The following is a 20,732-nucleotide window of genomic DNA, read 5'->3' on the forward strand; positions in this document are numbered from 1 at the left end:
ACACAGACTTATCCACAATGATACGAAAAAGTGAAAATGTGCGAGCGTTGCGCAAACGTTTTCGTTAAAATGCTCGCGCTTAATAAGGATGCCCCGTCAGGTGTGTTAGATGAGTTTTTCGCAGGAAAATTCATCTAACGCTCTCTGTAATCGTGAAATCCAGGGGATTTACCATGCAACAACGTCGTCCAGTCCGCCGCGCTCTGCTCAGTGTTTCTGATAAAGCCGGTATCGTCGAATTCGCTCAGGCACTTTCCGCACGCGGTGTGGAGCTGCTTTCTACAGGCGGTACCGCTCGCCTGTTAGCAGATAAAGGTCTGCCGGTAACCGAAGTGTCCGATTACACCGGTTTCCCGGAAATGATGGATGGACGCGTCAAAACCCTGCATCCGAAAGTTCACGGCGGTATTCTTGGCCGTCGCGGTCAGGACGACGCCATTATGGAACAGCATGACATCGCCCCAATCGATATGGTTGTCGTTAACCTCTATCCGTTTGCCCAGACCGTTGCTCGCGAAGGCTGTTCTCTGGAAGATGCCGTAGAGAATATTGATATCGGCGGCCCAACCATGGTGCGCTCCGCGGCCAAGAACCATAAAGATGTGGCCATTGTCGTAAAGAGCAGCGATTACGAAACCATTATTAATGAGATGGATGCCAACGAAGGGTCACTGACTCTGGAAACGCGTTTCGACCTCGCCATCAAAGCCTTCGAGCACACCGCGGCGTACGACAGCATGATCGCCAACTACTTCGGTAGCCTGGTGCCTGCCTACCACGGTGAAAGCAAAGATCCTTCTGGCCGCTTCCCGCGCACCCTGAACCTGAACTTCATTAAGAAGCAGGATATGCGTTACGGTGAGAACAGCCACCAGCAGGCAGCCTTCTATATAGAAGAAGAGGTAAAAGAAGCCTCTGTTGCGACCGCTCAGCAGGTTCAGGGCAAAGCGCTATCCTATAACAACATTGCTGACACCGACGCCGCGCTGGAATGCGTGAAAGAGTTCAGCGAGCCGGCCTGCGTTATCGTTAAGCACGCGAACCCATGCGGCGTTGCCGTGAGCACCTCTATTCTGGACGCCTACGATCGCGCATACAAAACCGACCCGACCTCCGCGTTCGGCGGCATTATCGCCTTCAACCGCGAGCTGGATGCTGAAACCGCACAAGCCATCATCTCCCGCCAGTTCGTTGAAGTGATCATCGCGCCATCCGCATCCGCAGAGGCACTGAAAATCACCGCGGCGAAACAGAACGTACGCGTGCTGGTTTGCGGCCAGTGGGCAGAACGCGTGCCGGGCCTGGACTTCAAGCGTGTGAACGGCGGCCTGCTGGTTCAGGACCGCGATCTGGGTATGGTGACAGAAGCCGACCTGCGCGTGGTAACCAAACGTCAACCGACCGAACAGGAACTGCGTGACGCGCTGTTCTGCTGGAAGGTCGCGAAGTTCGTCAAATCCAACGCCATCGTCTACGCCAAAGAAAACATGACTATCGGGATAGGCGCAGGCCAGATGAGCCGCGTTTACTCCGCGAAAATCGCGGGCATTAAAGCAGGCGATGAAGGTCTGGAAGTAAAAGGCTCCGCCATGGCTTCTGACGCCTTCTTCCCGTTCCGTGACGGTATCGACGCGGCGGCTGCAGTGGGCATCACCTGTGTGATCCAGCCTGGCGGCTCAATTCGCGACGACGAAGTGATTGCCGCTGCCGACGAACATGGCATTGCAATGATCTTCACCGACATGCGCCACTTCCGCCATTAATTCCCGGAGCAGAAAATGAAAGTATTAGTGATTGGTAACGGCGGACGCGAGCACGCTCTGGCGTGGAAAGCGGCGCAGTCTCCGCTGGTGAAAACAGTCTTCGTAGCACCGGGCAACGCCGGTACCGCGCTGGAACCCGCGCTGCAAAACGTGGCTATTGGCGTAACCGATATTCCTGCGCTGCTGAGCTTTGCCCAGAGCGAGAAAATCGATCTGACCATCGTCGGCCCGGAAGCGCCGCTGGTGATTGGCGTCGTCGATGCCTTCCGCGCGGCGGGCCTGACAATCTTCGGGCCAACGGAAGGCGCCGCGCAGCTGGAAGGCTCCAAAGCCTTCACCAAAGATTTCCTCGCGCGTCACAACATCCCGACGGCGGAATATCAGAACTTCACCGAAGTGGAGCCAGCCCTGGCCTACCTGCGTGAAAAAGGCGCGCCGATTGTCATCAAGGCCGACGGTCTGGCCGCAGGTAAAGGCGTTATCGTCGCGATGACCCTCGAAGAAGCCGAAGCCGCGGTTCAGGATATGCTGGCGGGTAACGCCTTTGGCGACGCGGGCCACCGCATCGTGATCGAAGAGTTCCTCGACGGTGAAGAGGCCAGCTTTATCGTGATGGTCGACGGCGAGCACGTTCTGCCGATGGCCACCAGCCAGGATCACAAGCGCGTGGGCAATGGCGATACCGGCCCGAATACTGGCGGAATGGGCGCTTACTCCCCCGCTCCGGTAGTGACTGACGAAGTCCACCAGCGCACCATGGATCGCGTCATTTGGCCAACCGTGAAAGGGATGGCGGCGGAAGGCAACACCTACACCGGTTTCCTCTATGCGGGTCTGATGATCGACAAACAGGGTAACCCTAAGGTCATCGAATTCAACTGCCGCTTTGGCGATCCGGAAACGCAGCCCATCATGCTGCGCATGAAATCCGATCTGGTGGAACTGTGTCTGGCAGCCTGCGAAGGCAAGCTCGACGAGAAAACCTCAGAGTGGGACGAGCGTGCGTCTCTGGGCGTGGTGATTGCGGCGGGTGGTTACCCGGGCAACTACAACACCGGGGATGAGATCCACGGCCTGCCGCTGGAAGAGATTGACGGTGCGAAGGTGTTCCATGCGGGTACGAAGCTGGCTGAAGACGATCGCGTCCTCACCAACGGCGGACGCGTGCTGTGTGCGACCGCGCTGGGCCATACCGTGGCAGAAGCGCAGAAACGCGCCTACGCGCTGATGGCGGATATTCACTGGAACGGCAGCTTTAGCCGTCAGGATATCGGTTATCGTGCAATTGCGCGCGAGCAGGGCGAGTAATTTCACACCCTCACCCTAACCCTCTCCCTCAAGGGAGAGGGGATTTAAATCAAAAACTTTTTTCCGTCGGCTGCCAGGTGCAGAAGTCTTCGTTCGCCACCAGCAGAAGCTGAGAGCCTTCCGGCGCTTCAAGCCACGCCACACTCACTTCCATTGATGAATGACGCTGACGGCGTTGAATGTGTTCTGTTGCCCAGGATTCGAGCTCAGGCTTGACCGTCTGTCCTTCGCAGGTTGTCACCGTCCCATCGGCATGCCAGCGCCCCTGGCGCAGCACAACGCGTCCCAGACGAAGCGCATCGCTGGTCTGGCGGATTTGTTCGGCACGATAACGGTAGAGAGCGATTTGATCGCTGGAAAGCTGCTGTTTTTGGCCGCTGACTTCGCGCTGCATAAAGCTCAGCTCGCCATGGTCGTCAAAACGCACTTTCACGTGTTCGGGGGTCTTGCTGTAGACGTTCAGTTCAATCAGCGACAGGTCATCTCCCTGCCAGCGATATTCCGCAGTCGACGTATTGCCGTTATGCCACGGGCTGAAGGCAGAAAGCAGATGCACTTCGCCGCCGGAATCTTTGCGCCAGATCCTGACCGCACCCTGGTTGTCCGCGTAGCCGCTGGCGGTAAACGGCGGCAGGGAGGTGTCGTGGCTGCAGGCTGACAGCAGCAGCATGCCTGCCAGCGCGAGCGTTCCACGCCAGAAAGACAAAAGGGGCGTTGCCGCCCCTTCGCTAAAACTGTTCACTGCCACGCGTCTTACTTAACAGCGTCTTTCAGTGCTTTACCAGAAACAAATGCCGGCACGTTAGCTGCGGCGATTTTGATTTCTTTACCGGTCTGCGGGTTGCGGCCAGTACGCTCAGCGCGGTGGTTCACTTTGAAGGTACCGAAACCAACCAGTTGCACAGCATCGCCTTCTTTCAGAGACTCAGTAATAGCAGCCAGGGTAGATTCCAGAGCAGCTTTAGCCTGCACTTTAGACAGATCAGCCTTGTCCGCAATTACATCAATCAGTTGAGTCTTGTTCATAAGTTATCCTTTCAATGTGTTTATCGCTTGCTAAGCATCGAGTGCGACGAAAATGCCAAAAAAGCACTCTCCTGCATACACGCACCGATAGCCACTTTTTTTCGCCCCCCAAATGTAGACCAGACAAGGGGCGAAAGGGAAGAGTCGAGGAGCGACAAAACGGGCGTTATCTCAAGATTTATTGTCTCATTGGTTAAAAATTATACCAATATTGCTCTCCGCAGCCTCTCGTAAGTCCGCGCGCAGCCCTTTTATCAGCTCAATATCGCGTTCTTCACACTCTGCCAGCAGGCGGAAAATTTCCCACTGAATGTCCCATTCTTGCTCAACCGCCGGGTTTGCACGCAGCTCTTCGTCGGTCATCTCGCGACCTTCCTGGGTCATTTCCAGCATCGCGACGGTCGTAATCGATGCCTTACTGACTTCAATTGCGTGCTCCAGCGTTTCACCGCTCAGACGGGAGTGAAGCAGTTCGCTTAACGCCACGCAGGCATCAATCGCCGGATAGACACCGTACAGGTCAAAATCATCCGCAGCCGGAATCGCCTCTTCCAGCTTTTCCAGCTGGGAGTCGAAGTTCACCTTCGCGTCTTTCACCGTCAGCGTTTCCCAGATCAGATCCAGAATGCGGCGGTAGATATGGCCATCACCAAAGCCCGTCTCCTTACAGAACGCGGCATAGTTGGGATACATGCGCTCGCACAGGCAAGCCATAAACGTCACGTGCTGCCAGCTTTCAAGTTTCTCAAGGCGCAGGTGAATCGGGTTTTGTAGCATGATGATCTCTCGAATCGAAAATTAGGCGCAGTTTACCTGAATCATCGCTGAATTTCCTGCCAACGAACAAAAGCCGGACGCGAAGATGCCACGGCGTCTGCCCAGCGCGTCGGCTCCGGCAAGCGGTAGCCCTTCATGCAGCGCTGCACCCACGCCAGGGCGCTGTCCATGCTCACCCGGTGCCCCGTGGCGATAAAGAGCGGATTACAGCGTGCCTTGCTGCGCCAGACCCACGCTAGCTGCTCACCTTTATGGATAAGCGGCGCCAGCGCGCCCGGCTCGGCTGAAAGAGGTTCAAACGCGCCGCACAGGCGTTTCTTGGCAACGCCAATGGTCGGCACATCCACCAGCAGCCCAAAGTGGCTGGCAACGCCTAAACGGCGCGGGTGTGAGATACCGTGTCCATCGACAAACAGCAGGTCAGGTTTTTGCGAGAGTTGCTCCCACGCTGCCAGCAGCGCGGGATATTCGCGGAAGGAGAGAAAGCCCGGAATGTACGGCATGGTGGTCGCGATACGCGCTACCTTGTACTCCACCAGCTCAAGCGAAGGATATTTCAGTACCACCATCGCCGCTCGCGTCACTTCCCCGCCCTGCTCGAATCCGACGTCTGCTCCGCCAATGTACTGCGGAGGATCTTTATCCAGACGATCCTCGCGGATCACCGATGAGGCCAGTTCGATTTGTTGAGCGCGTAGCGACGCGAGATCCATAACCACTCCTTACTTGTGATACTGGGCAGAAAGCCGATGCACCGCCTCCACAAATACGCCTGCGTGTTCTGGCGGCACATCCTGATGAATGCCGTGGCCGAGGTTAAAGACGTGGCCTTCACCCTGGCCGAAACCAGACAGTATAGTCGACACTTCTTCTTCAATGCGCGCTGGCGGCGCATAGAGCATGGACGGGTCCATATTGCCCTGCAGCGCCACTTTGTCGCCCACGCGACGGCGCGCATCGGCGATATCGGTGGTCCAGTCGAGGCCCAGCGCGTCGCAGCCGGTTGCCGCCATCGCTTCCAGCCACTGGCCGCCACCTTTGGTGAACAGCGTCACCGGCACGCGGCGGCCTTCGTTTTCACGCAGCAGGCCGTCGACGATTTTGTGCATGTAGTACAGGGAGAACTGCTGATAATCGCGCCCGGTCAGCACGCCGCCCCAGGTATCGAAAATCATCACCGACTGCGCACCCGCCTTTATCTGCGCGTTCAGATAGAGGGTGACGCTCTTCGCCAGCTTATCGAGCAGCGCGTGCAGGGCCAGCGGCTCGGCGTACATCATCTTTTTAATCATGGTGAAGGCTTTGCTGCTGCCTCCTTCAACCATATAGGTCGCCAGCGTCCACGGGCTGCCGGAGAAGCCAATCAGCGGCACTTCACCTTTCAGCTCGCGGCGAATGGTGCGCACGGCGTTCATCACGTAGCCCAGCTCGCCTTCCGGATCGGGGAGCGGCAGCTTATCCACGTCGGCTTTGCTTTTGATTGGGGAGGTGAAACGCGGACCTTCACCGGTTTCGAAGTACAGGCCAAGGCCCATTGCATCCGGAATGGTCAGAATATCCGAGAAGAGGATCGCAGCATCCAGCGGAAAGCGGCGCAGCGGCTGGAGCGTCACTTCGCAGGCCAGCTCGGCGTTTTTACACAGCGACATAAAATCGCCCGCCTGCGCGCGCGTGGCTTTGTACTCCGGGAGATAGCGTCCCGCCTGGCGCATCATCCACACCGGGGTGACATCAACGGGCTGGCGCAGCAGCGCACGCAGATAACGATCGTTCTTCAGTTCGGTCATTTTTGCAGTTCCTTAAGCGTCATGGCCTCAGTGTAACACTACTCATACTCGGCCCGACACATCGCCACGGTATCTTCTATCAGCCGACGCGCCACGGTGCCCGGCGGAGGCAACAGCGGTAGATCGTCATAGCGATACCAGTTTGCCTCCAGCAGCTCTTTCTGATCGATAACGATCTCGCCGCTGTCGTATTCGGCCATAAATGCCGTCATCAGCGACTGCGGGAACGGCCACGGCTGCGAGGTAACGTAGCGCAGGTTCTTCACTTTGATCCCGCTCTCCTCCATCACCTCGCGCGCTACCGCCTGCTCCAGCGTTTCGCCCAACTCGACGAAGCCGGCCAGCACGGTGTGAATGCCGTTGCGATGGCGGGTATGCTGCGCCAGCAGGATGGAATCCTCCCGGCGGATAGCGACGATAATGCACGGCGCTATCTGCGGATAGTAGCGTTCGCGGCAGTGGCTGCAGAGCATCGCCCACTCGGTTTTGCTCGGGCGCATGGTATGACCGCAGTAGCCGCAGTATTTATGCGAGCGGTAAAACTCAGAAAGCTGCACGCCGCGCCCCGCCAGCTGGAACAGCCCCACGTCCAGATCCAGCACCTGGCGCACCGATCCCATATCCTGGCGGCGGGACTGTTGGATCAACCACACCGGCTCACCCTGCCACTCGCCGATCTTCAGCGCAGGCTGGCCGACGAGATCGAACGCCTCAGCTGCACCGTAGGGGATTTCCCCGGCAGGAAGCCATAATTTTTGTTCGTGACTGACGATCCACCAACCAAGATCTGATTTTTCAATAATACGATCCATATCTATTGCACTACCTTCGCTTCACTGACATGTTGTTAGCATTGTGGTTACATTCTGGATAAGCAGATTCAATCCTACATTTTGCGGAGTCGACCATGTTAAACCAGCTGGAAAGCCTGACTGAGCGCGTTAGAGGAAATAACAAACTGGTGGATCGCTGGCTACATGTACGCAAGCATCTACTCGTGGCTTATTACAATCTGGTCGGTATTAAGCCTGGCAAAGAATCGTTTATGCGACTGAATGAAAAAGCGCTGGATGATTTTTGTCAGGGCCTGGTCGACTATCTGTCCGACGGCCATTTCAATATTTATGAACGCATTATCCGCGAAATGGAAGGGACAACACCCTATTTAGCGGCCAGCAAGCTCTATCCCCTTCTGGAAGCCAACACCCAGCAGATCATGGATTACTATGATTCCGCGCTCGAGAACGCTATCGATCACGATAACTATCTTGAGTTTCAGCAGGCGCTATCCGACCTCGGCGAAGCGCTGGAAGAGCGATTCACGCTGGAAGATAAGCTGATCGCCCTCGTGCTGGACAATGATTTGAACATCAGTAACGAAGAGAACGTCGCGCGCCCTGCTTGAGTTCTTCATCGTTAACGAGTAATTTACAATCATTCGCCCCTCTCACGAGGGGGATTTTTCTTGTCGGAGTGCCCAGCGCCTGAAAGCGCGGGCTGAGACCGTTAATTCGGGATCCGCGGAACCTGATCAGGCTAATACCTGCGAAGGGAACAAGAGTCACACTGCTGTTGTATCGCCTGAGGGCGATCCTCTCTTGCTTCATCCGTCGTCTGACAAGCCATGTCCTTCACTTTTGGAATGAGCTATGTCTACTGCAAAACTGACCCGCCGCGAACAGCGCGCACAGGCCCAACACTTCATCGACACGCTGGAAGGCACCGCTTTCCCGAACTCGAAGCGCATCTACATTTCCGGCTCGCAGACCGATATCCGCGTCCCAATGCGCGAAATCCAGCTTAGCCCGACGCTTATCGGCGGCAGCAAAGATAACCCGCAGTATGAAGACAACGAAGCCGTGCCGGTATATGACACCTCCGGTCCGTACGGCGATCCTGATGTTGCCATCAACGTCCAGCAGGGTCTGGCGAAGCTGCGCCAGCCTTGGATTGACGCGCGTAACGACTGCGAAGAGCTGAGCGTCCTGAGTTCTGCGTACACCAAAGAGCGCCTGGCCGACGACGGCCTGGACGAGCTGCGCTTTACCGGCCTGCTGACGCCAAAACGCGCTAAAGCGGGCAAATGCGTGACCCAGCTGCACTACGCGCGCCGGGGCATCGTCACGCCGGAGATGGAGTTCATCGCCATCCGCGAAAACATGGGTCGCGAGCGCATCCGTAGCGAAGTGCTGCGCTATCAGCATCCGGGTGAAGGCTTTGGCGCTCGCCTGCCGGAGAACATCACGCCGGAATTTGTGCGTGACGAAGTGGCCGCAGGCCGCGCGATTATCCCTGCCAATATCAACCACCCGGAATCCGAGCCGATGATTATTGGCCGCAACTTCCTGGTGAAGGTCAACGCTAACATCGGTAACTCGGCCGTCACCTCCTCCATCGAAGAAGAGGTGGAGAAGCTGGTCTGGTCCACGCGCTGGGGCGCGGACACGGTAATGGACCTCTCCACTGGACGCTATATTCACGAAACCCGCGAATGGATCCTGCGTAACAGCCCGGTACCGATTGGCACCGTCCCGATTTATCAGGCGCTGGAAAAGGTCAACGGCATTGCCGAAGACCTCACCTGGGAAGCGTTCCGCGACACGCTGCTGGAGCAGGCCGAACAGGGCGTGGACTACTTCACCATTCACGCGGGCGTGCTGCTGCGCTACGTGCCGATGACGGCGAAGCGCCTGACCGGCATCGTCTCGCGCGGCGGTTCCATCATGGCGAAGTGGTGCCTGTCCCATCATCAGGAAAACTTCCTCTACGAACACTTCCGCGAAATTTGCGAAATCTGCGCCGCGTACGATGTCTCTCTGTCGCTGGGCGACGGCCTGCGTCCGGGCTCTATTCGCGACGCGAACGACGAAGCGCAGTTTGCCGAGCTGCACACGCTGGGCGAACTGACCAAAATCGCCTGGGAGTATGACGTGCAGGTGATGATTGAAGGCCCGGGCCACGTGCCGATGCAGATGATCCGCCGCAACATGACCGAGGAGCTGGAGCACTGCCACGAAGCGCCGTTCTATACCCTGGGGCCGTTGACCACCGATATTGCGCCGGGCTATGACCACTTCACGTCCGGAATTGGAGCGGCGATGATCGGCTGGTTCGGCTGCGCCATGCTCTGCTACGTAACGCCGAAAGAGCACCTCGGCCTGCCAAACAAAGAGGACGTGAAGCAGGGGCTGATCACCTACAAAATTGCCGCCCACGCGGCGGATCTGGCCAAAGGCCACCCGGGCGCGCAAATCCGCGATAACGCCATGTCGAAGGCGCGCTTCGAATTCCGCTGGGAAGACCAGTTCAACCTGGCGCTGGACCCGTTCACCGCCCGCGCCTATCACGACGAAACCCTGCCGCAGGAATCAGGCAAAGTCGCACATTTCTGCTCTATGTGCGGGCCGAAGTTCTGCTCGATGAAAATCAGCCAGGAGGTGCGCGACTACGCCGCCGCGCAGACCATTGAAGTTGGGATGGCGGACATGTCTGAAACCTTCCGTGCCAAAGGCGGCGAAATCTACCTCAAAAAAGAGGAGGCGTAATGTATAAGCCCGATTTCCCGCCTGTCCCCTACCGTTTAGGGCTCTATCCGGTGGTGGACAGCGTGGAGTGGATAGAGCGCCTGCTGGAGACAGGCGTTCGAACGATCCAGCTGCGCATCAAGGATAAACGCGATGACGAGGTGGAAGCCGATGTGGCTGCCGCCATCGCGCTTGGCCGTCGGCATAACGCCCGTCTGTTTATCAACGATTACTGGCGGCTGGCCGTTAAGCACCAGGCGTACGGCGTGCATCTGGGTCAGGAGGATCTGGAAACAACGGACCTGAGCGCTATCCGCGAAGCCGGATTGCGTCTTGGCGTTTCAACACACGATGACATGGAGATCGACGTGGCGCTGGCGGCCCGTCCCTCTTACATCGCGCTGGGTCACGTCTTCCAGACGCAAACCAAGCAGATGCCCTCCGCACCGCAGGGTCTGACGCAGCTGGCGAGTCACGTTAAACGCCTTGCCGATTACCCTACCGTCGCCATCGGCGGAATCAGTCTTGAACGCGCCCCGGCGGTGCTGGAGACCGGCGTCAGCAGTATCGCCGTCGTCAGCGCCATCACCCAGGCCGCAGACTGGCGTCTCGCCACCGAACAGCTGTTACAGCTGGCAGGAGCGGGTGATGAACGATCGTGATTTTATGCGCTATAGCCGTCAGATCCTGCTGGAAGATATCGCCATCGACGGACAGCAAAAACTGCTCGCCAGCCGGGTGCTGATTGTCGGTCTGGGCGGGTTAGGCGCGCCCGCCGCGCTTTATCTGGCCGGCGCAGGTATCGGTACGCTGGTGCTGGCCGACGACGACGAGGTTCACCTCAGCAACCTGCAGCGACAAATCCTCTTTACCACCGAGGATATCAACCAGCCGAAAGCGCAAATCACCCGGCAGCGCCTGAACCAGCTCAACCCGGATATCGCGCTGATTGCCCTGCAGGAACGGCTCAGCGGTGACAACCTCAGCCGTGAGGTCGCCCTTGCCGACGTGGTGCTGGACTGCACCGACAACATGGCGACGCGCCAGGCGATTAACGCCGCCTGCGTGGCAAGTAATACGCCGCTTATCACCGCCAGCGCAGTGGGTTTCGGCGGGCAGATGATGGTCCTGACCCCGCCGTGGTCGCAGGGCTGCTATCGCTGCCTGTGGCCGGACGATGCCGAGCCGGCGCGCAACTGCCGTACGGCGGGCATTCTGGGTCCGGTGGTCGGCGTAATGGGCACAATGCAGGCGCTGGAGGCCATCAAGCTGCTCAGCGGCATGGAGACGGAACGCAATACGCTGCGGCTGTTTGATGCCCGCTCCAGCGGCTGGCGCCATCTGGCGTTACACCGCGCCAGTCGCTGCCCGGTATGCGGAGGCCGCGATGCGCATTCTGTTTAACGATGAGCCGATGAAATGCGACGACGGGCTCACCGTTGCGGTACTGCTCGACAAGCTGCGCCAGCTCCAGCCGGGAACGGCGCTGGCGCTCAATCAACAGATCCTGCCGCGCGAGCAGTGGGAATATCAGCAGGTCAATGACGGCGACCAGATCCTGCTGTTTCAGGTTATCGCAGGGGGCTGAGATGTTACGTATTGCCGATAAAGTCTTTGATTCACATCTGTTTACCGGAACCGGAAAATTCGCCTCACCGCAGCTGATGGTGGATGCCATTCGCGAAAGCGGCAGCCAGCTGGTGACGCTGGCGCTCAAGCGCGTGGATCTGCGTCATCACAGCGATGCTATTCTGGCGCCTTTACTGGAGGCTGGCGTCACGCTGCTGCCCAACACCTCCGGTGCCAAAACGGCCGAAGAGGCGATTTTCGCCGCGCAGCTGGCCCGCGAGGCGCTCGGCACCCGCTGGCTGAAGCTGGAAATTCATCCTGACGCCCGCTGGCTGCTCCCCGACCCCATCGAAACGCTGAAAGCGGCTGAAAAGCTGGTGCAGCAAGGGTTTACCGTCCTGCCTTACTGCGGCGCCGATCCTGTTCTGTGCAAACGGCTGGAAGAGGTCGGCTGCGCCGCCGTCATGCCGCTGGGCGCCCCCATTGGCTCCAACCAGGGGCTTGAAACCCGTGCGATGCTGGAAATCATTATTGAGCAGGCTACCGTGCCGGTGGTGGTTGATGCGGGCATTGGCGTGCCCAGCCATGCCGCGCAGGCGCTGGAGATGGGCGCCGACGCGGTGCTGGTCAACACGGCCATCGCGGTTGCCGACGATCCGGTCATGATGGCGCGTGCGTTCCGCATGGCCGTAGAGGCTGGCCTGCTGGCAAGGGAGTCCGGCCCCGGCTCGCGCAGTTTCCAGGCACAGGCCACCAGCCCGCTGACCGGTTTTCTGGAGGCGATCTCATGAGCACGTTTACCGAGCGCTGGCGGCAGCTTAGCTGGGACGACATTGCCCTGCGCATCAACAGCAAAACGGCGGCTGACGTAGAGCGCGCGCTGCATGCCCGCCATCTGACCCGCGAGGATCTGATGGCCCTGCTCTCCCCGGCGGCCAGCGCGTACCTCGAACCAATGGCCCAGCGAGCACAGCGGCTCACACGCCAGCGTTTTGGCAACACGGTGAGCTTCTACGTGCCGCTCTATCTCTCAAACCTGTGCGCCAATGACTGTACCTACTGCGGTTTTTCCATGAGCAACCGCATCAAGCGTAAAACGCTCGATGAAGGTGAGATCGCCCGCGAGTGCGCGGCCATTCGTGAAATGGGCTTTGAACATCTTCTGCTGGTCACGGGCGAACATCAGGGAAAGGTGGGAATGGACTATTTCCGTCACCACCTTCCCGCCATTCGTCGTCAGTTTGCGTCGTTGCAGATGGAAGTGCAGCCCCTGGCGCAGGAGGAGTACGCGGAGCTCAAAACCCTTGGACTGGACGGGGTCATGGTCTACCAGGAAACCTATCACGAGGCGACGTACGCCCGGCATCACCTGAAGGGCAAGAAACAGGATTTCTTTTTCCGGCTGGAAACGCCGGACAGGCTGGGTCGCGCGGGGATCGACAAAATCGGTCTGGGGGCGCTGATCGGGCTCTCTGACAGCTGGCGGGTGGATTGTTACATGGTGGCGGAACATTTGCTGTGGCTTCAGCAGCACTACTGGCAGAGCCGTTATTCCATCTCCTTCCCGCGCCTGAGACCTTGCGCGGGCGGGATTGAACCGGCTTCGCTGATGGATGAACGCCAGCTGGTGCAGACCATCTGTGCGTTTCGCCTGCTCGCCCCGGAAGTGGAATTATCGCTCTCAACGCGTGAATCCCCGGCGTTTCGCGATCGCGTTATCCCGCTTGCGATTAACAACGTCAGCGCGTTTTCCAAAACGCAGCCAGGCGGCTACGCCGACGATCGTCCGGAGCTCGAGCAGTTTGTGCCGCATGACGGACGACGTCCGGAAGCGGTCGCCGCAGCCCTGACGGCGCAGGGTCTTCAGCCTGTCTGGAAAGACTGGGACAGCTGGCTGGGAAGAGCCTCGCAATGACGATGAAACGCGCTGCAACACCATAAAAAATTGTCGAGGCGCGACGAAAAGGCAAAACCGGGTGGTTGTCAGCGATCGTCCGGTTTTTTATTGTCACACGGTCAGCAACGGATGCTGACCAGGGCGAAAAGCTTCTTCCTCGTTTCGCCCTGCCTCTGGTTCATTGCGCACACGGCCGCCAGCAGGTTGAATAAGTAATTTCTTAATGGTTCTTAAGATAAATCATCCCGCCAGAAATCGTGTGCCGTATAATTCACCGCTAACCGCAGGACAGCGACTATGCTGAGAGGATATCGGCAGACGAAAAGTATTCACCATCAGGAACGATGTACAGCTCATGGCACTTCACAGCAAAAAGCTCTCTTTTACCCGGCCAATCATGCTCAGCTTCGCGGGGATCCTCTGCAGTTTTGCGGTGATCGCGATCGCGGTGACGCTTTCGCAACGAAAGGATTTTCTTGAGGATTATCATAAGATAAACAGCAATTTCACGCACAACCTGGCGGTGAACTACACCGAATCTATCCTGCGTGAAAACGACTATATCCTGGGCCGTTCCGCGATGTACTTTGCCCGCGACGACAGGCTAAACGAGACGCTCAACGTCAACCCGACGCAGGGGCTTCAGATGATGATGCATTTGCAAAACCTGATGCCGACCGTGTCCTCCATCTCGCTGGCGGACACGCAGGGGCATTATCTCCGCGCGCCGGAAGTGCTCCCCACGGAGAAGAGTAAAACCTTCGATCCCCGGACGCGGCCGTGGTTTATCGCTCAGGCCGAAGCCAGTATCTTCAGCCACTATACTCGCCCGTACATGGACTACTTCACCGGCCATCCGACGGTCACACTTTATAAGCCCTTGATTTCACCCGAAGGCAGACTGAAGGGAACGATCGCGTTTCATCTCGATTTGACGTCAATGGGCTTCACCCTGCGTCAGATGGTGGCGCCCGTCCAGGGAGAATTCTTCGTCGTTGAACGCGACGGCGCCGTTGTGCTTCACCCGGATACAGGCGCGCTCTTCAAACAATACGTGAGCGAAGCGCTGATGGACAAAATGACCAGCGGCGAAGGCCACCTTTACGATAAGAAAAGCAACGCCTGGTACTACTACTACTCGTTTACCAATCCGGACTGGTTTGTCATCTACCGGGTCTCTGGCGAGACGCTCACCGATATCACCCGCCACGAAACGACGATTGTTGGCTGGGGGTTTGCGCTGGCGGCAATCATCATCATCCTCTTCGGCTTATACCTCCGTCACGCCTCGCGTACCGTGCTGATGCACATTATCAATGCCATTAAAACCGGCGACGTCAGCGAGGCACCGCGCCTGGAAGCGATGCTGAGCCACACTATCCAGTCCAATAAAGAGCGTGAGATGGCCTATGTGCGCCAGGCGACTCACGATGCGCTGACGGGCTGTAAAAACCGCCGCGCGTTCGATAGCGATATCGCGGAGCTGCTGAATGCTCAGCAGCCTTTCGCGCTGGCGCTGGTGGACATCGATAACTTCAAGTCGATTAACGACACGCTGGGCCACCTGACCGGTGATATCGTTCTGCGCAACGTGGCCCGCGAAGGGATCCAGATTATGCAGCCACATCACGTCTCGATTTACCGGTACGGTGGAGAAGAGTTCGCGGTAATCTTCCAGGCTGAGCAGATGACGTCTGCGCTCTCATTGCTGGAAGCCTGGCGTACCGCAGTTGAAAAACGCGTCTGGCGAGAAGAAAACCTGCGGGTTACGTTCAGCGGCGGTCTTGGGGAGTGGCATTTTGAACCGCTGGAGCAATTTGTCGGAAGCGTTGATAGCGCCCTCTACAGCGCCAAACAGCAGGGCAAAAACCGCATCAATCGAACGTCCATCAGCTAATCCTCCCTCTTTCACCCTGCCCGTTTCTACGGGCCGGGTACGCGACAATGCAAAATTGTAACCGGTTTCAGAAAATCGCCGGTTTCTTTGTGATGCCTGACACACAATCGCGGTAAACCGGTTGTTGAAGCGCTCTGCACGGGATAATTATCAATAAACACATGTAGATCGAGGCTGATTATGAAGAACATCGTTTTATGCTGTGCAGCGGGAATGTCAACCAGCATGCTGGTTCAACGTATGAAAGACGCCGCGCAGAAAAAAGGGGTTGAAGTCACCATTAAAGCCGTTCCGGTTGCGGAGTTTAAAGACAACATCGCGACGGCCGACATCGTATTGCTGGGGCCACAGGTTAAATACGAGCAGGCTAAACTTCAGGCGCAGGCCGAGCCGCTGGGTAAAAAGGTCGCGGTGATCGACATGATGGATTACGGCATGATGAAAGGCGATGCCGTCCTGGAAAAAGCGCTCAAACTTCTGGAGTCATAATGGAAGACTTAGAAACTACGATAATGGAACTGCTGGTCAACGCAGGCGCGGCGCGCAGTGCGGCCCTGACGGCGCTACAGATGGCGCGTAAAGGTGAGTTTGACGAAGCAGAAAAAGCGATGGAAGAGTCGCGCGAATATGTGAAGCATGCGCACACGATCCAGACGCAGCTTATCGGTTTTGACGAAGGGACCGGGAAGCTTCCGGTTAACCTGATCACCGTCCACTCTCAGGATCACCTGATGAACGCGATGGTCATTCAGGACCTGGCGGGCGATATGATTGAGCTTTATCGTCGGATCCCGTTGGTGAACTGATAACCTACAGATGTAAAAAAACCCGCCGAGGCGGGTTTTTTATTGTCGGGTGGCACTGAGCTTACCCGACCTACGAGGCACATGCCCGGTAATGCTCATCACCGGGCATCAACGATTACTCGTTGTCGGAACCGCCCAGACCTGCGTTCAGCAGTTCTGCCAGGCTCGCGGATGCATCTTCAGCAGTTACCTGCGGTGCAGCTGGCAGTTCGCCCGCAGCACGACGACGCATACGATCCTGGTGGTACGCATAACCGGTACCCGCCGGGATCAGACGACCCACGATGACGTTCTCTTTCAGACCGCGCAGTTCATCACGTTTACCTGCAACAGCGGCTTCGGTCAGGACACGAGTCGTTTCCTGGAACGATGCTGCAGAGATGAAGGACTCGGTTGCCAGAGACGCTTTGGTGATACCCAGCAGATCGCGCGAGAAGGTCGCACCGATTTTGCCGTTCGCTTCCAGTTCGCGGTTAGCGATCTTGACGCGTGAGTATTCAACCTGCTCGCCTTCCAGGAACTCGGAGCTGCCTGCGTTTTCGATGGTTGCTTTACGCAGCATCTGACGAACGATAACTTCGATGTGCTTATCGTTAATCTTAACGCCCTGCAGACGGTAAACGTCCTGTACTTCGTTGGTGATGTAACGCGTTACCGCGTGGACGCCACGAAGACGCAGAATGTCGTGCGGAGCTTCTGGACCATCGGAAACCACGTCACCACGTTCTACACGTTCACCTTCGAACACGTTGAGCTGACGCCACTTAGGAATCATCTCTTCGTACGGTTCGCTGCCATCTACTGGAGTGATAACCAGACGGCGTTTCCCTTTGGTCTCTTTACCGAAGGAGATGATACCGCTGATTTCAGCCAGGATTGCAGGCTCTTTCGGACGACGTGCTTCGAACAGGTCCGCAACGCGTGGCAGACCACCGGTGATATCCTTGGTACCGCTGGATTCCTGTGGAATACGCGCCAGAGCATCACCCGCACCGATCTGAATGCCATCTTCCAGCTGAACGATCGCTTTACCCGGCAGGAAGTACTGCGCAGGCATGTCGGTACCCGGGATCAGAACGTCGTTACCCTGAGCATCAACGATTTTCAGTGCAGGACGCAGATCTTTACCACCGGTAGTACGTTCAGCAGAATCCAGAACCACCAGAGAAGACAGACCGGTCAGCTCGTCGGTCTGACGAGTAATGGTCTGGCCGTCGATCATGTCAGTGAAGCGGATGAAACCACTTACTTCGGTGATAACCGGCATGGTGTGTGGATCCCAGTTTGCAACGGTTTCACCGCCAGCAACCTGCTCGCCATCACCTTTCGCCATAACCGCACCGTAAGGCACTTTATAGCTCTCTTTGGTACGACCGAATTCGTCGATCAGCTTCAGCTCGGTGTTACGAGAGGTCACAACCAGCTTGCCTGCGGAGTTAACAACAGACTTCGCGTTGCTGAGCTTGATGCTACCTTTGTTTTTCACCTGGATGCTGGATTCAGCAGCCGCACGAGATGCCGCACCACCGATGTGGAACGTACGCATCGTCAGCTGTGTACCCGGCTCACCGATCGACTGTGCCGCGATAACGCCGATTGCTTCACCTTTGTTGATGATGTGGCCACGCGCCAGGTCACGACCGTAGCAGTGCGCACATACACCAAAGTCGGTGTCACAGGATACAACGGAACGTACTTTCACGGAGTCAACAGAGTTCGCTTCCAGCAGGTCACACCAGTGCTCGTGCAGCAGCGTGTTGCGTGGAACCAGAATGTCTGCAGTACCCGGCTTCAGAATGTCTTCCGCGGTTACACGACCCAGAACGCGATCGCGCAGTGGCTCTTTAACATCACCACCCTCGATAACCGGGGTCATGGTGATACCTTCGAGGGTGCCACAATCGTCTTCGGTCACAACCAGATCCTGCGCAACGTCAACCAGACGACGCGTCAGATAACCGGAGTTCGCAGTTTTCAGTGCGGTATCCGCCAGACCCTTACGAGCACCGTGGGTGGAGATGAAGTACTGGAGTACGTTCAGACCTTCACGGAAGTTCGCGGTGATTGGCGTTTCGATGATGGAGCCATCTGGCTTCGCCATCAGACCACGCATACCTGCCAGCTGACGAATCTGTGCTGCGGAACCACGCGCACCGGAGTCGGCCATCATGTAGATGCTGTTGAAGGAAACCTGCTGCTCTTCTACGCCGTCACGGTTAATCACGGTTTCGGTCTGCAGGTTATCCATCATCGCTTTGGATACACGATCGTTCGCCGCTGCCCAGATATCGATAACTTTGTTATAGCGTTCGCCCGCGGTTACCAGACCAGACTGGAACTGCTCCTGGATCTCAGCAACTTCGGCTTCCGCTTCAGAGATGATCTCGTGTTTCTTCTCTGGGATGACCATGTCATCGATACCAACAGATGCACCTGAACGCGCTGCATAAGCAAAGCCGGTATACATTGTCTGGTCAGCGAAGATAACGGTCGGCTTCAGACCCAGAATGCGGTAACAGGTGTTCAGCATTTTGGAGATCGCTTTCTTGCCCAGCGCCTGGTTGACGATGGAGAAAGGCAGACCTTTCGGTACGATCATCCACAGAATAGCACGGCCAACGGTCGTGTCTTTCAGGCTGGTTTTCGCAACGAATTCGCCGTTTTCATCTTTTTCATATTCGGTGATACGCACTTTAACGCGCGCATGCAGAGAGGCCAGGCCAGCGCGATAAATACGCTCAGCTTCTTTCGGGCCAGTCAGCACCATGCCTTCGCCTTTGGCGTTAACACAGTCACGGGTCATGTAGTAAAGACCCAATACAACGTCCTGAGAAGGAACGATGATAGGTTCACCGTTCGCTGGGGACAGGATGTTGTTGGTAGACATCATCAGCGCACGCGCTTCGAGCTGGGCTTCCAGCGTCAGCGGTACGTGAACAGCCATCTGGTCACCATCGAAGTCGGCGTTATATGCCGCACAAACCAGCGGGTGCAGCTGGATAGCTTTACCTTCGATCAGGACTGGCTCAAATGCCTGGATACCCAAACGGTGCAGAGTTGGTGCACGGTTCAGCAGTACCGGGTGTTCGCGGATAACTTCGTCCAGGATATCCCAAACGACAGCTTCTTCACGCTCAACCATTTTCTTAGCGGCTTTGATGGTGGTGGCCAGGCCACGCAGTTCCAGCTTGCCGTAGATGAACGGTTTGAACAGCTCCAGTGCCATTTTCTTCGGCAGACCGCACTGATGCAGACGCAGGTATGGACCTACGGTGATTACAGAACGACCGGAGTAGTCAACACGCTTACCGAGCAGGTTCTGACGGAAACGACCCTGTTTACCTTTGATCATGTCGGCCAAAGATTTCAGAGGACGTTTGTTAGAACCGGTGATCGCACGACCGCGACGGCCGTTATCCAGCAGGGCGTCAACCGCTTCCTGCAGCATACGTTTTTCGTTGCGTACGATGATGTCCGGCGCAGCCAGATCCAGCAGACGTTTCAGACGGTTGTTACGGTTGATAACGCGACGATACAGATCGTTCAGATCGGACGTTGCGAAACGACCACCATCCAGCGGAACCAGTGGACGCAGATCTGGCGGCAGAACCGGCAGAACGGTCAGGATCATCCACTCTGGTTTGTTACCAGACTGAACGAACGCTTCCAGCAGTTTGATACGCTTGGTCAGCTTTTTACGTTTGGTTTCGGAGTTGGTTTCGTTCAGCTCTTCACGCAGCTGCTCGCACTCTTGCTCCAGATCCATGCTCTTCAGCAGGGCCTGAATAGCTTCCGCACCCATCTTCGCGTCGAATTCGTCACCGAACTCTTCCAGCGCGTCCAGATACTGCTCTTCAGTCAGGATCTGATGACGTTCCAGGTTCGTCATCCCGCCTTCGATAACCACATAAGATTCGAAGTACAGAACGCGTTCGATATCGCGCAGCGGCATATCCAGCAGCAGACCGATACGGGACGGCAGAGATTTCAGGAACCAGATGTGAGCGGTCGGAGACGCCAGCTCGATGTGGCCCATGCGCTCACGACGCACTTTGGTCTGGGTCACTTCAACGCCGCACTTCTCACAGATCACACCACGGTGTTTCAGGCGCTTGTACTTACCGCACAGGCACTCGTAATCTTTTACTGGCCCGAAAATACGCGCACAGAAAAGGCCGTCACGCTCAGGTTTGAACGTACGGTAGTTGATGGTTTCCGGCTTTTTAACTTCACCGAATGACCATGAACGGATCATGTCTGGCGAAGCCAGAGCAATTTTGATCGCATCAAACTCTTCGGTTTTAGTCTGCGCTTTCAGAAACTTTAATAAATCTTTCACGGATTTGCTCCCGTCGGAGTTAGCACAATCTGGTGCCGG

General features: G+C 56.9%; 19 protein-coding genes and 1 riboswitch. Of the genes, 12 read left to right on the top strand and 7 right to left on the bottom strand.

The genetic code is table 11. From position 1 onward, the window contains the following. Positions 1–173 precede the first annotated feature (173 nt). Together purH and purD are read left to right on the top strand one after the other, a co-directional pair. Positions 174–1,763, top strand: coding sequence for a bifunctional phosphoribosylaminoimidazolecarboxamide formyltransferase/IMP cyclohydrolase (gene purH / locus ACWKXN_RS21830; RefSeq protein ID WP_048979205.1), 1,590 nt, complete (start codon positions 174–176; stop codon positions 1,761–1,763). Positions 1,764–1,778: 15 nt separating this feature from the next. Next, positions 1,779–3,071 carry a phosphoribosylamine--glycine ligase gene (gene purD / locus ACWKXN_RS21835; protein ID WP_048979204.1) on the top strand — a complete coding sequence of 431 codons (1,293 nt, stop codon included), beginning with the start codon at positions 1,779–1,781 and terminating at the stop codon, positions 3,069–3,071. 49 nt (positions 3,072–3,120) lie between these two features. On the opposite strand, the gene ACWKXN_RS21840 is transcribed toward purD, so the two are convergent. The 6 genes from ACWKXN_RS21840 to nudC form a co-directional block, all read right to left on the bottom strand. Then, positions 3,121–3,813 (bottom strand): DUF1481 domain-containing protein, encoded by a 693-nt coding sequence (locus ACWKXN_RS21840; protein WP_033146981.1) that lies wholly within the window; start codon positions 3,811–3,813, stop codon positions 3,121–3,123. Positions 3,814–3,824: 11 nt separating this feature from the next. Further along, complete coding sequence (gene hupA / locus ACWKXN_RS21845; protein ID WP_002445246.1) at positions 3,825–4,097, bottom strand: nucleoid-associated protein HU-alpha; 273 nt, start codon at positions 4,095–4,097, stop codon at positions 3,825–3,827. Between the two features lie 186 nt (positions 4,098–4,283). Beyond that, positions 4,284–4,874 carry a YjaG family protein gene (locus ACWKXN_RS21850; RefSeq protein ID WP_033146983.1) on the bottom strand — a complete coding sequence of 197 codons (591 nt, stop codon included), beginning with the start codon at positions 4,872–4,874 and terminating at the stop codon, positions 4,284–4,286. 41 nt (positions 4,875–4,915) lie between these two features. Further along, positions 4,916–5,587, bottom strand: coding sequence for a deoxyribonuclease V (gene nfi / locus ACWKXN_RS21855; RefSeq protein ID WP_023309979.1), 672 nt, complete (start codon positions 5,585–5,587; stop codon positions 4,916–4,918). Positions 5,588–5,596: 9 nt separating this feature from the next. After that, positions 5,597–6,661, bottom strand: a complete 1,065-nt coding sequence (gene hemE, locus ACWKXN_RS21860) for a uroporphyrinogen decarboxylase (RefSeq protein ID WP_454544352.1) — start codon at positions 6,659–6,661, stop codon at positions 5,597–5,599. A gap of 38 nt (positions 6,662–6,699) precedes the next feature. Further along, a complete protein-coding gene (nudC, locus tag ACWKXN_RS21865; protein WP_454544353.1) occupies positions 6,700–7,473 on the bottom strand; it encodes an NAD(+) diphosphatase in 774 nt (257 codons plus the stop codon). 95 nt (positions 7,474–7,568) lie between these two features. Between nudC and ACWKXN_RS21870 the strand changes: the two genes are divergently transcribed. From ACWKXN_RS21870 to ACWKXN_RS21915, 10 genes are all read left to right on the top strand, one after another. Continuing rightward, positions 7,569–8,066 (top strand): Rsd/AlgQ family anti-sigma factor, encoded by a 498-nt coding sequence (locus tag ACWKXN_RS21870; protein WP_048979202.1) that lies wholly within the window; start codon positions 7,569–7,571, stop codon positions 8,064–8,066. 54 nt (positions 8,067–8,120) lie between these two features. Beyond that, positions 8,121–8,232: riboswitch (TPP riboswitch) on the top strand. Between the two features lie 78 nt (positions 8,233–8,310). Beyond that, complete coding sequence (gene thiC, locus ACWKXN_RS21875) at positions 8,311–10,206, top strand: phosphomethylpyrimidine synthase ThiC (RefSeq protein WP_454544354.1); 1,896 nt, start codon at positions 8,311–8,313, stop codon at positions 10,204–10,206. After that, positions 10,206–10,847: a thiamine phosphate synthase gene (thiE, locus tag ACWKXN_RS21880; protein ID WP_454544355.1), complete on the top strand. Its 642-nt coding sequence runs from the start codon at positions 10,206–10,208 to the stop codon at positions 10,845–10,847. The genes thiC and thiE overlap by 1 nt, the downstream gene beginning before the upstream one ends. Continuing rightward, on the top strand, positions 10,834–11,589 hold the full coding sequence (gene thiF / locus ACWKXN_RS21885; RefSeq protein ID WP_039262359.1) for a thiazole biosynthesis adenylyltransferase ThiF: 756 nt from the start codon (positions 10,834–10,836) through the stop codon (positions 11,587–11,589). Before thiE ends, thiF begins: the two co-directional genes overlap by 14 nt. After that, positions 11,573–11,773 carry a sulfur carrier protein ThiS gene (gene thiS, locus ACWKXN_RS21890; RefSeq protein ID WP_454544356.1) on the top strand — a complete coding sequence of 67 codons (201 nt, stop codon included), beginning with the start codon at positions 11,573–11,575 and terminating at the stop codon, positions 11,771–11,773. The genes thiF and thiS overlap by 17 nt, the downstream gene beginning before the upstream one ends. A gap of 1 nt (position 11,774) precedes the next feature. Further along, entirely contained in the window at positions 11,775–12,545 is a 771-nt protein-coding gene (thiG, locus tag ACWKXN_RS21895) for a thiazole synthase (RefSeq protein ID WP_023334103.1), read from the top strand. Next, a complete protein-coding gene (gene thiH, locus ACWKXN_RS21900; protein ID WP_439205603.1) occupies positions 12,542–13,669 on the top strand; it encodes a 2-iminoacetate synthase ThiH in 1,128 nt (375 codons plus the stop codon). The genes thiG and thiH overlap by 4 nt, the downstream gene beginning before the upstream one ends. 337 nt (positions 13,670–14,006) lie before the next feature. Beyond that, positions 14,007–15,548, top strand: a complete 1,542-nt coding sequence (locus ACWKXN_RS21905; protein ID WP_047059532.1) for a sensor domain-containing diguanylate cyclase — start codon at positions 14,007–14,009, stop codon at positions 15,546–15,548. Positions 15,549–15,728: 180 nt separating this feature from the next. Further along, a complete protein-coding gene (locus ACWKXN_RS21910) occupies positions 15,729–16,037 on the top strand; it encodes a PTS sugar transporter subunit IIB (RefSeq protein ID WP_023334100.1) in 309 nt (102 codons plus the stop codon). Continuing rightward, positions 16,037–16,354 carry a PTS lactose/cellobiose transporter subunit IIA gene (locus ACWKXN_RS21915; protein ID WP_033146992.1) on the top strand — a complete coding sequence of 106 codons (318 nt, stop codon included), beginning with the start codon at positions 16,037–16,039 and terminating at the stop codon, positions 16,352–16,354. The genes ACWKXN_RS21910 and ACWKXN_RS21915 overlap by 1 nt, the downstream gene beginning before the upstream one ends. 115 nt (positions 16,355–16,469) lie before the next feature. On the opposite strand, the gene rpoC is transcribed toward ACWKXN_RS21915, so the two are convergent. Continuing rightward, complete coding sequence (rpoC, locus tag ACWKXN_RS21920) at positions 16,470–20,693, bottom strand: DNA-directed RNA polymerase subunit beta' (RefSeq protein ID WP_023309968.1); 4,224 nt, start codon at positions 20,691–20,693, stop codon at positions 16,470–16,472. Between the last annotated feature and the right edge of the window lie 39 nt (positions 20,694–20,732).

The sequence above is a fragment of the Enterobacter sp. UPMP2060 genome, from assembly GCF_053709655.1.

Excerpts from the sequence above, each read along its gene's own strand:
- purH (WP_048979205.1), top strand. The coding sequence starts at position 174 with ATGCAACAACGTCGTCCAGTCCGCCGCGCTCTGCTCAGTGTTTCTGAT.
- purD (WP_048979204.1), top strand. The coding sequence starts at position 1,779 with ATGAAAGTATTAGTGATTGGTAACGGCGGACGCGAGCACGCTCTGGCG.
- hupA (WP_002445246.1), bottom strand. The coding sequence starts at position 4,097 with ATGAACAAGACTCAACTGATTGATGTAATTGCGGACAAGGCTGATCTG.
- ACWKXN_RS21850 (WP_033146983.1), bottom strand. The coding sequence starts at position 4,874 with ATGCTACAAAACCCGATTCACCTGCGCCTTGAGAAACTTGAAAGCTGG.
- nfi (WP_023309979.1), bottom strand. The coding sequence starts at position 5,587 with ATGGATCTCGCGTCGCTACGCGCTCAACAAATCGAACTGGCCTCATCG.
- hemE (WP_454544352.1), bottom strand. The coding sequence starts at position 6,661 with ATGACCGAACTGAAGAACGATCGTTATCTGCGTGCGCTGCTGCGCCAG.
- nudC (WP_454544353.1), bottom strand. The coding sequence starts at position 7,473 with ATGGATCGTATTATTGAAAAATCAGATCTTGGTTGGTGGATCGTCAGT.
- ACWKXN_RS21870 (WP_048979202.1), top strand. The coding sequence starts at position 7,569 with ATGTTAAACCAGCTGGAAAGCCTGACTGAGCGCGTTAGAGGAAATAAC.
- thiC (WP_454544354.1), top strand. The coding sequence starts at position 8,311 with ATGTCTACTGCAAAACTGACCCGCCGCGAACAGCGCGCACAGGCCCAA.
- thiE (WP_454544355.1), top strand. The coding sequence starts at position 10,206 with ATGTATAAGCCCGATTTCCCGCCTGTCCCCTACCGTTTAGGGCTCTAT.
- thiF (WP_039262359.1), top strand. The coding sequence starts at position 10,834 with ATGAACGATCGTGATTTTATGCGCTATAGCCGTCAGATCCTGCTGGAA.
- thiS (WP_454544356.1), top strand. The coding sequence starts at position 11,573 with ATGCGCATTCTGTTTAACGATGAGCCGATGAAATGCGACGACGGGCTC.
- thiG (WP_023334103.1), top strand. The coding sequence starts at position 11,775 with ATGTTACGTATTGCCGATAAAGTCTTTGATTCACATCTGTTTACCGGA.
- thiH (WP_439205603.1), top strand. The coding sequence starts at position 12,542 with ATGAGCACGTTTACCGAGCGCTGGCGGCAGCTTAGCTGGGACGACATT.
- ACWKXN_RS21905 (WP_047059532.1), top strand. The coding sequence starts at position 14,007 with ATGGCACTTCACAGCAAAAAGCTCTCTTTTACCCGGCCAATCATGCTC.
- ACWKXN_RS21910 (WP_023334100.1), top strand. The coding sequence starts at position 15,729 with ATGAAGAACATCGTTTTATGCTGTGCAGCGGGAATGTCAACCAGCATG.
- ACWKXN_RS21915 (WP_033146992.1), top strand. The coding sequence starts at position 16,037 with ATGGAAGACTTAGAAACTACGATAATGGAACTGCTGGTCAACGCAGGC.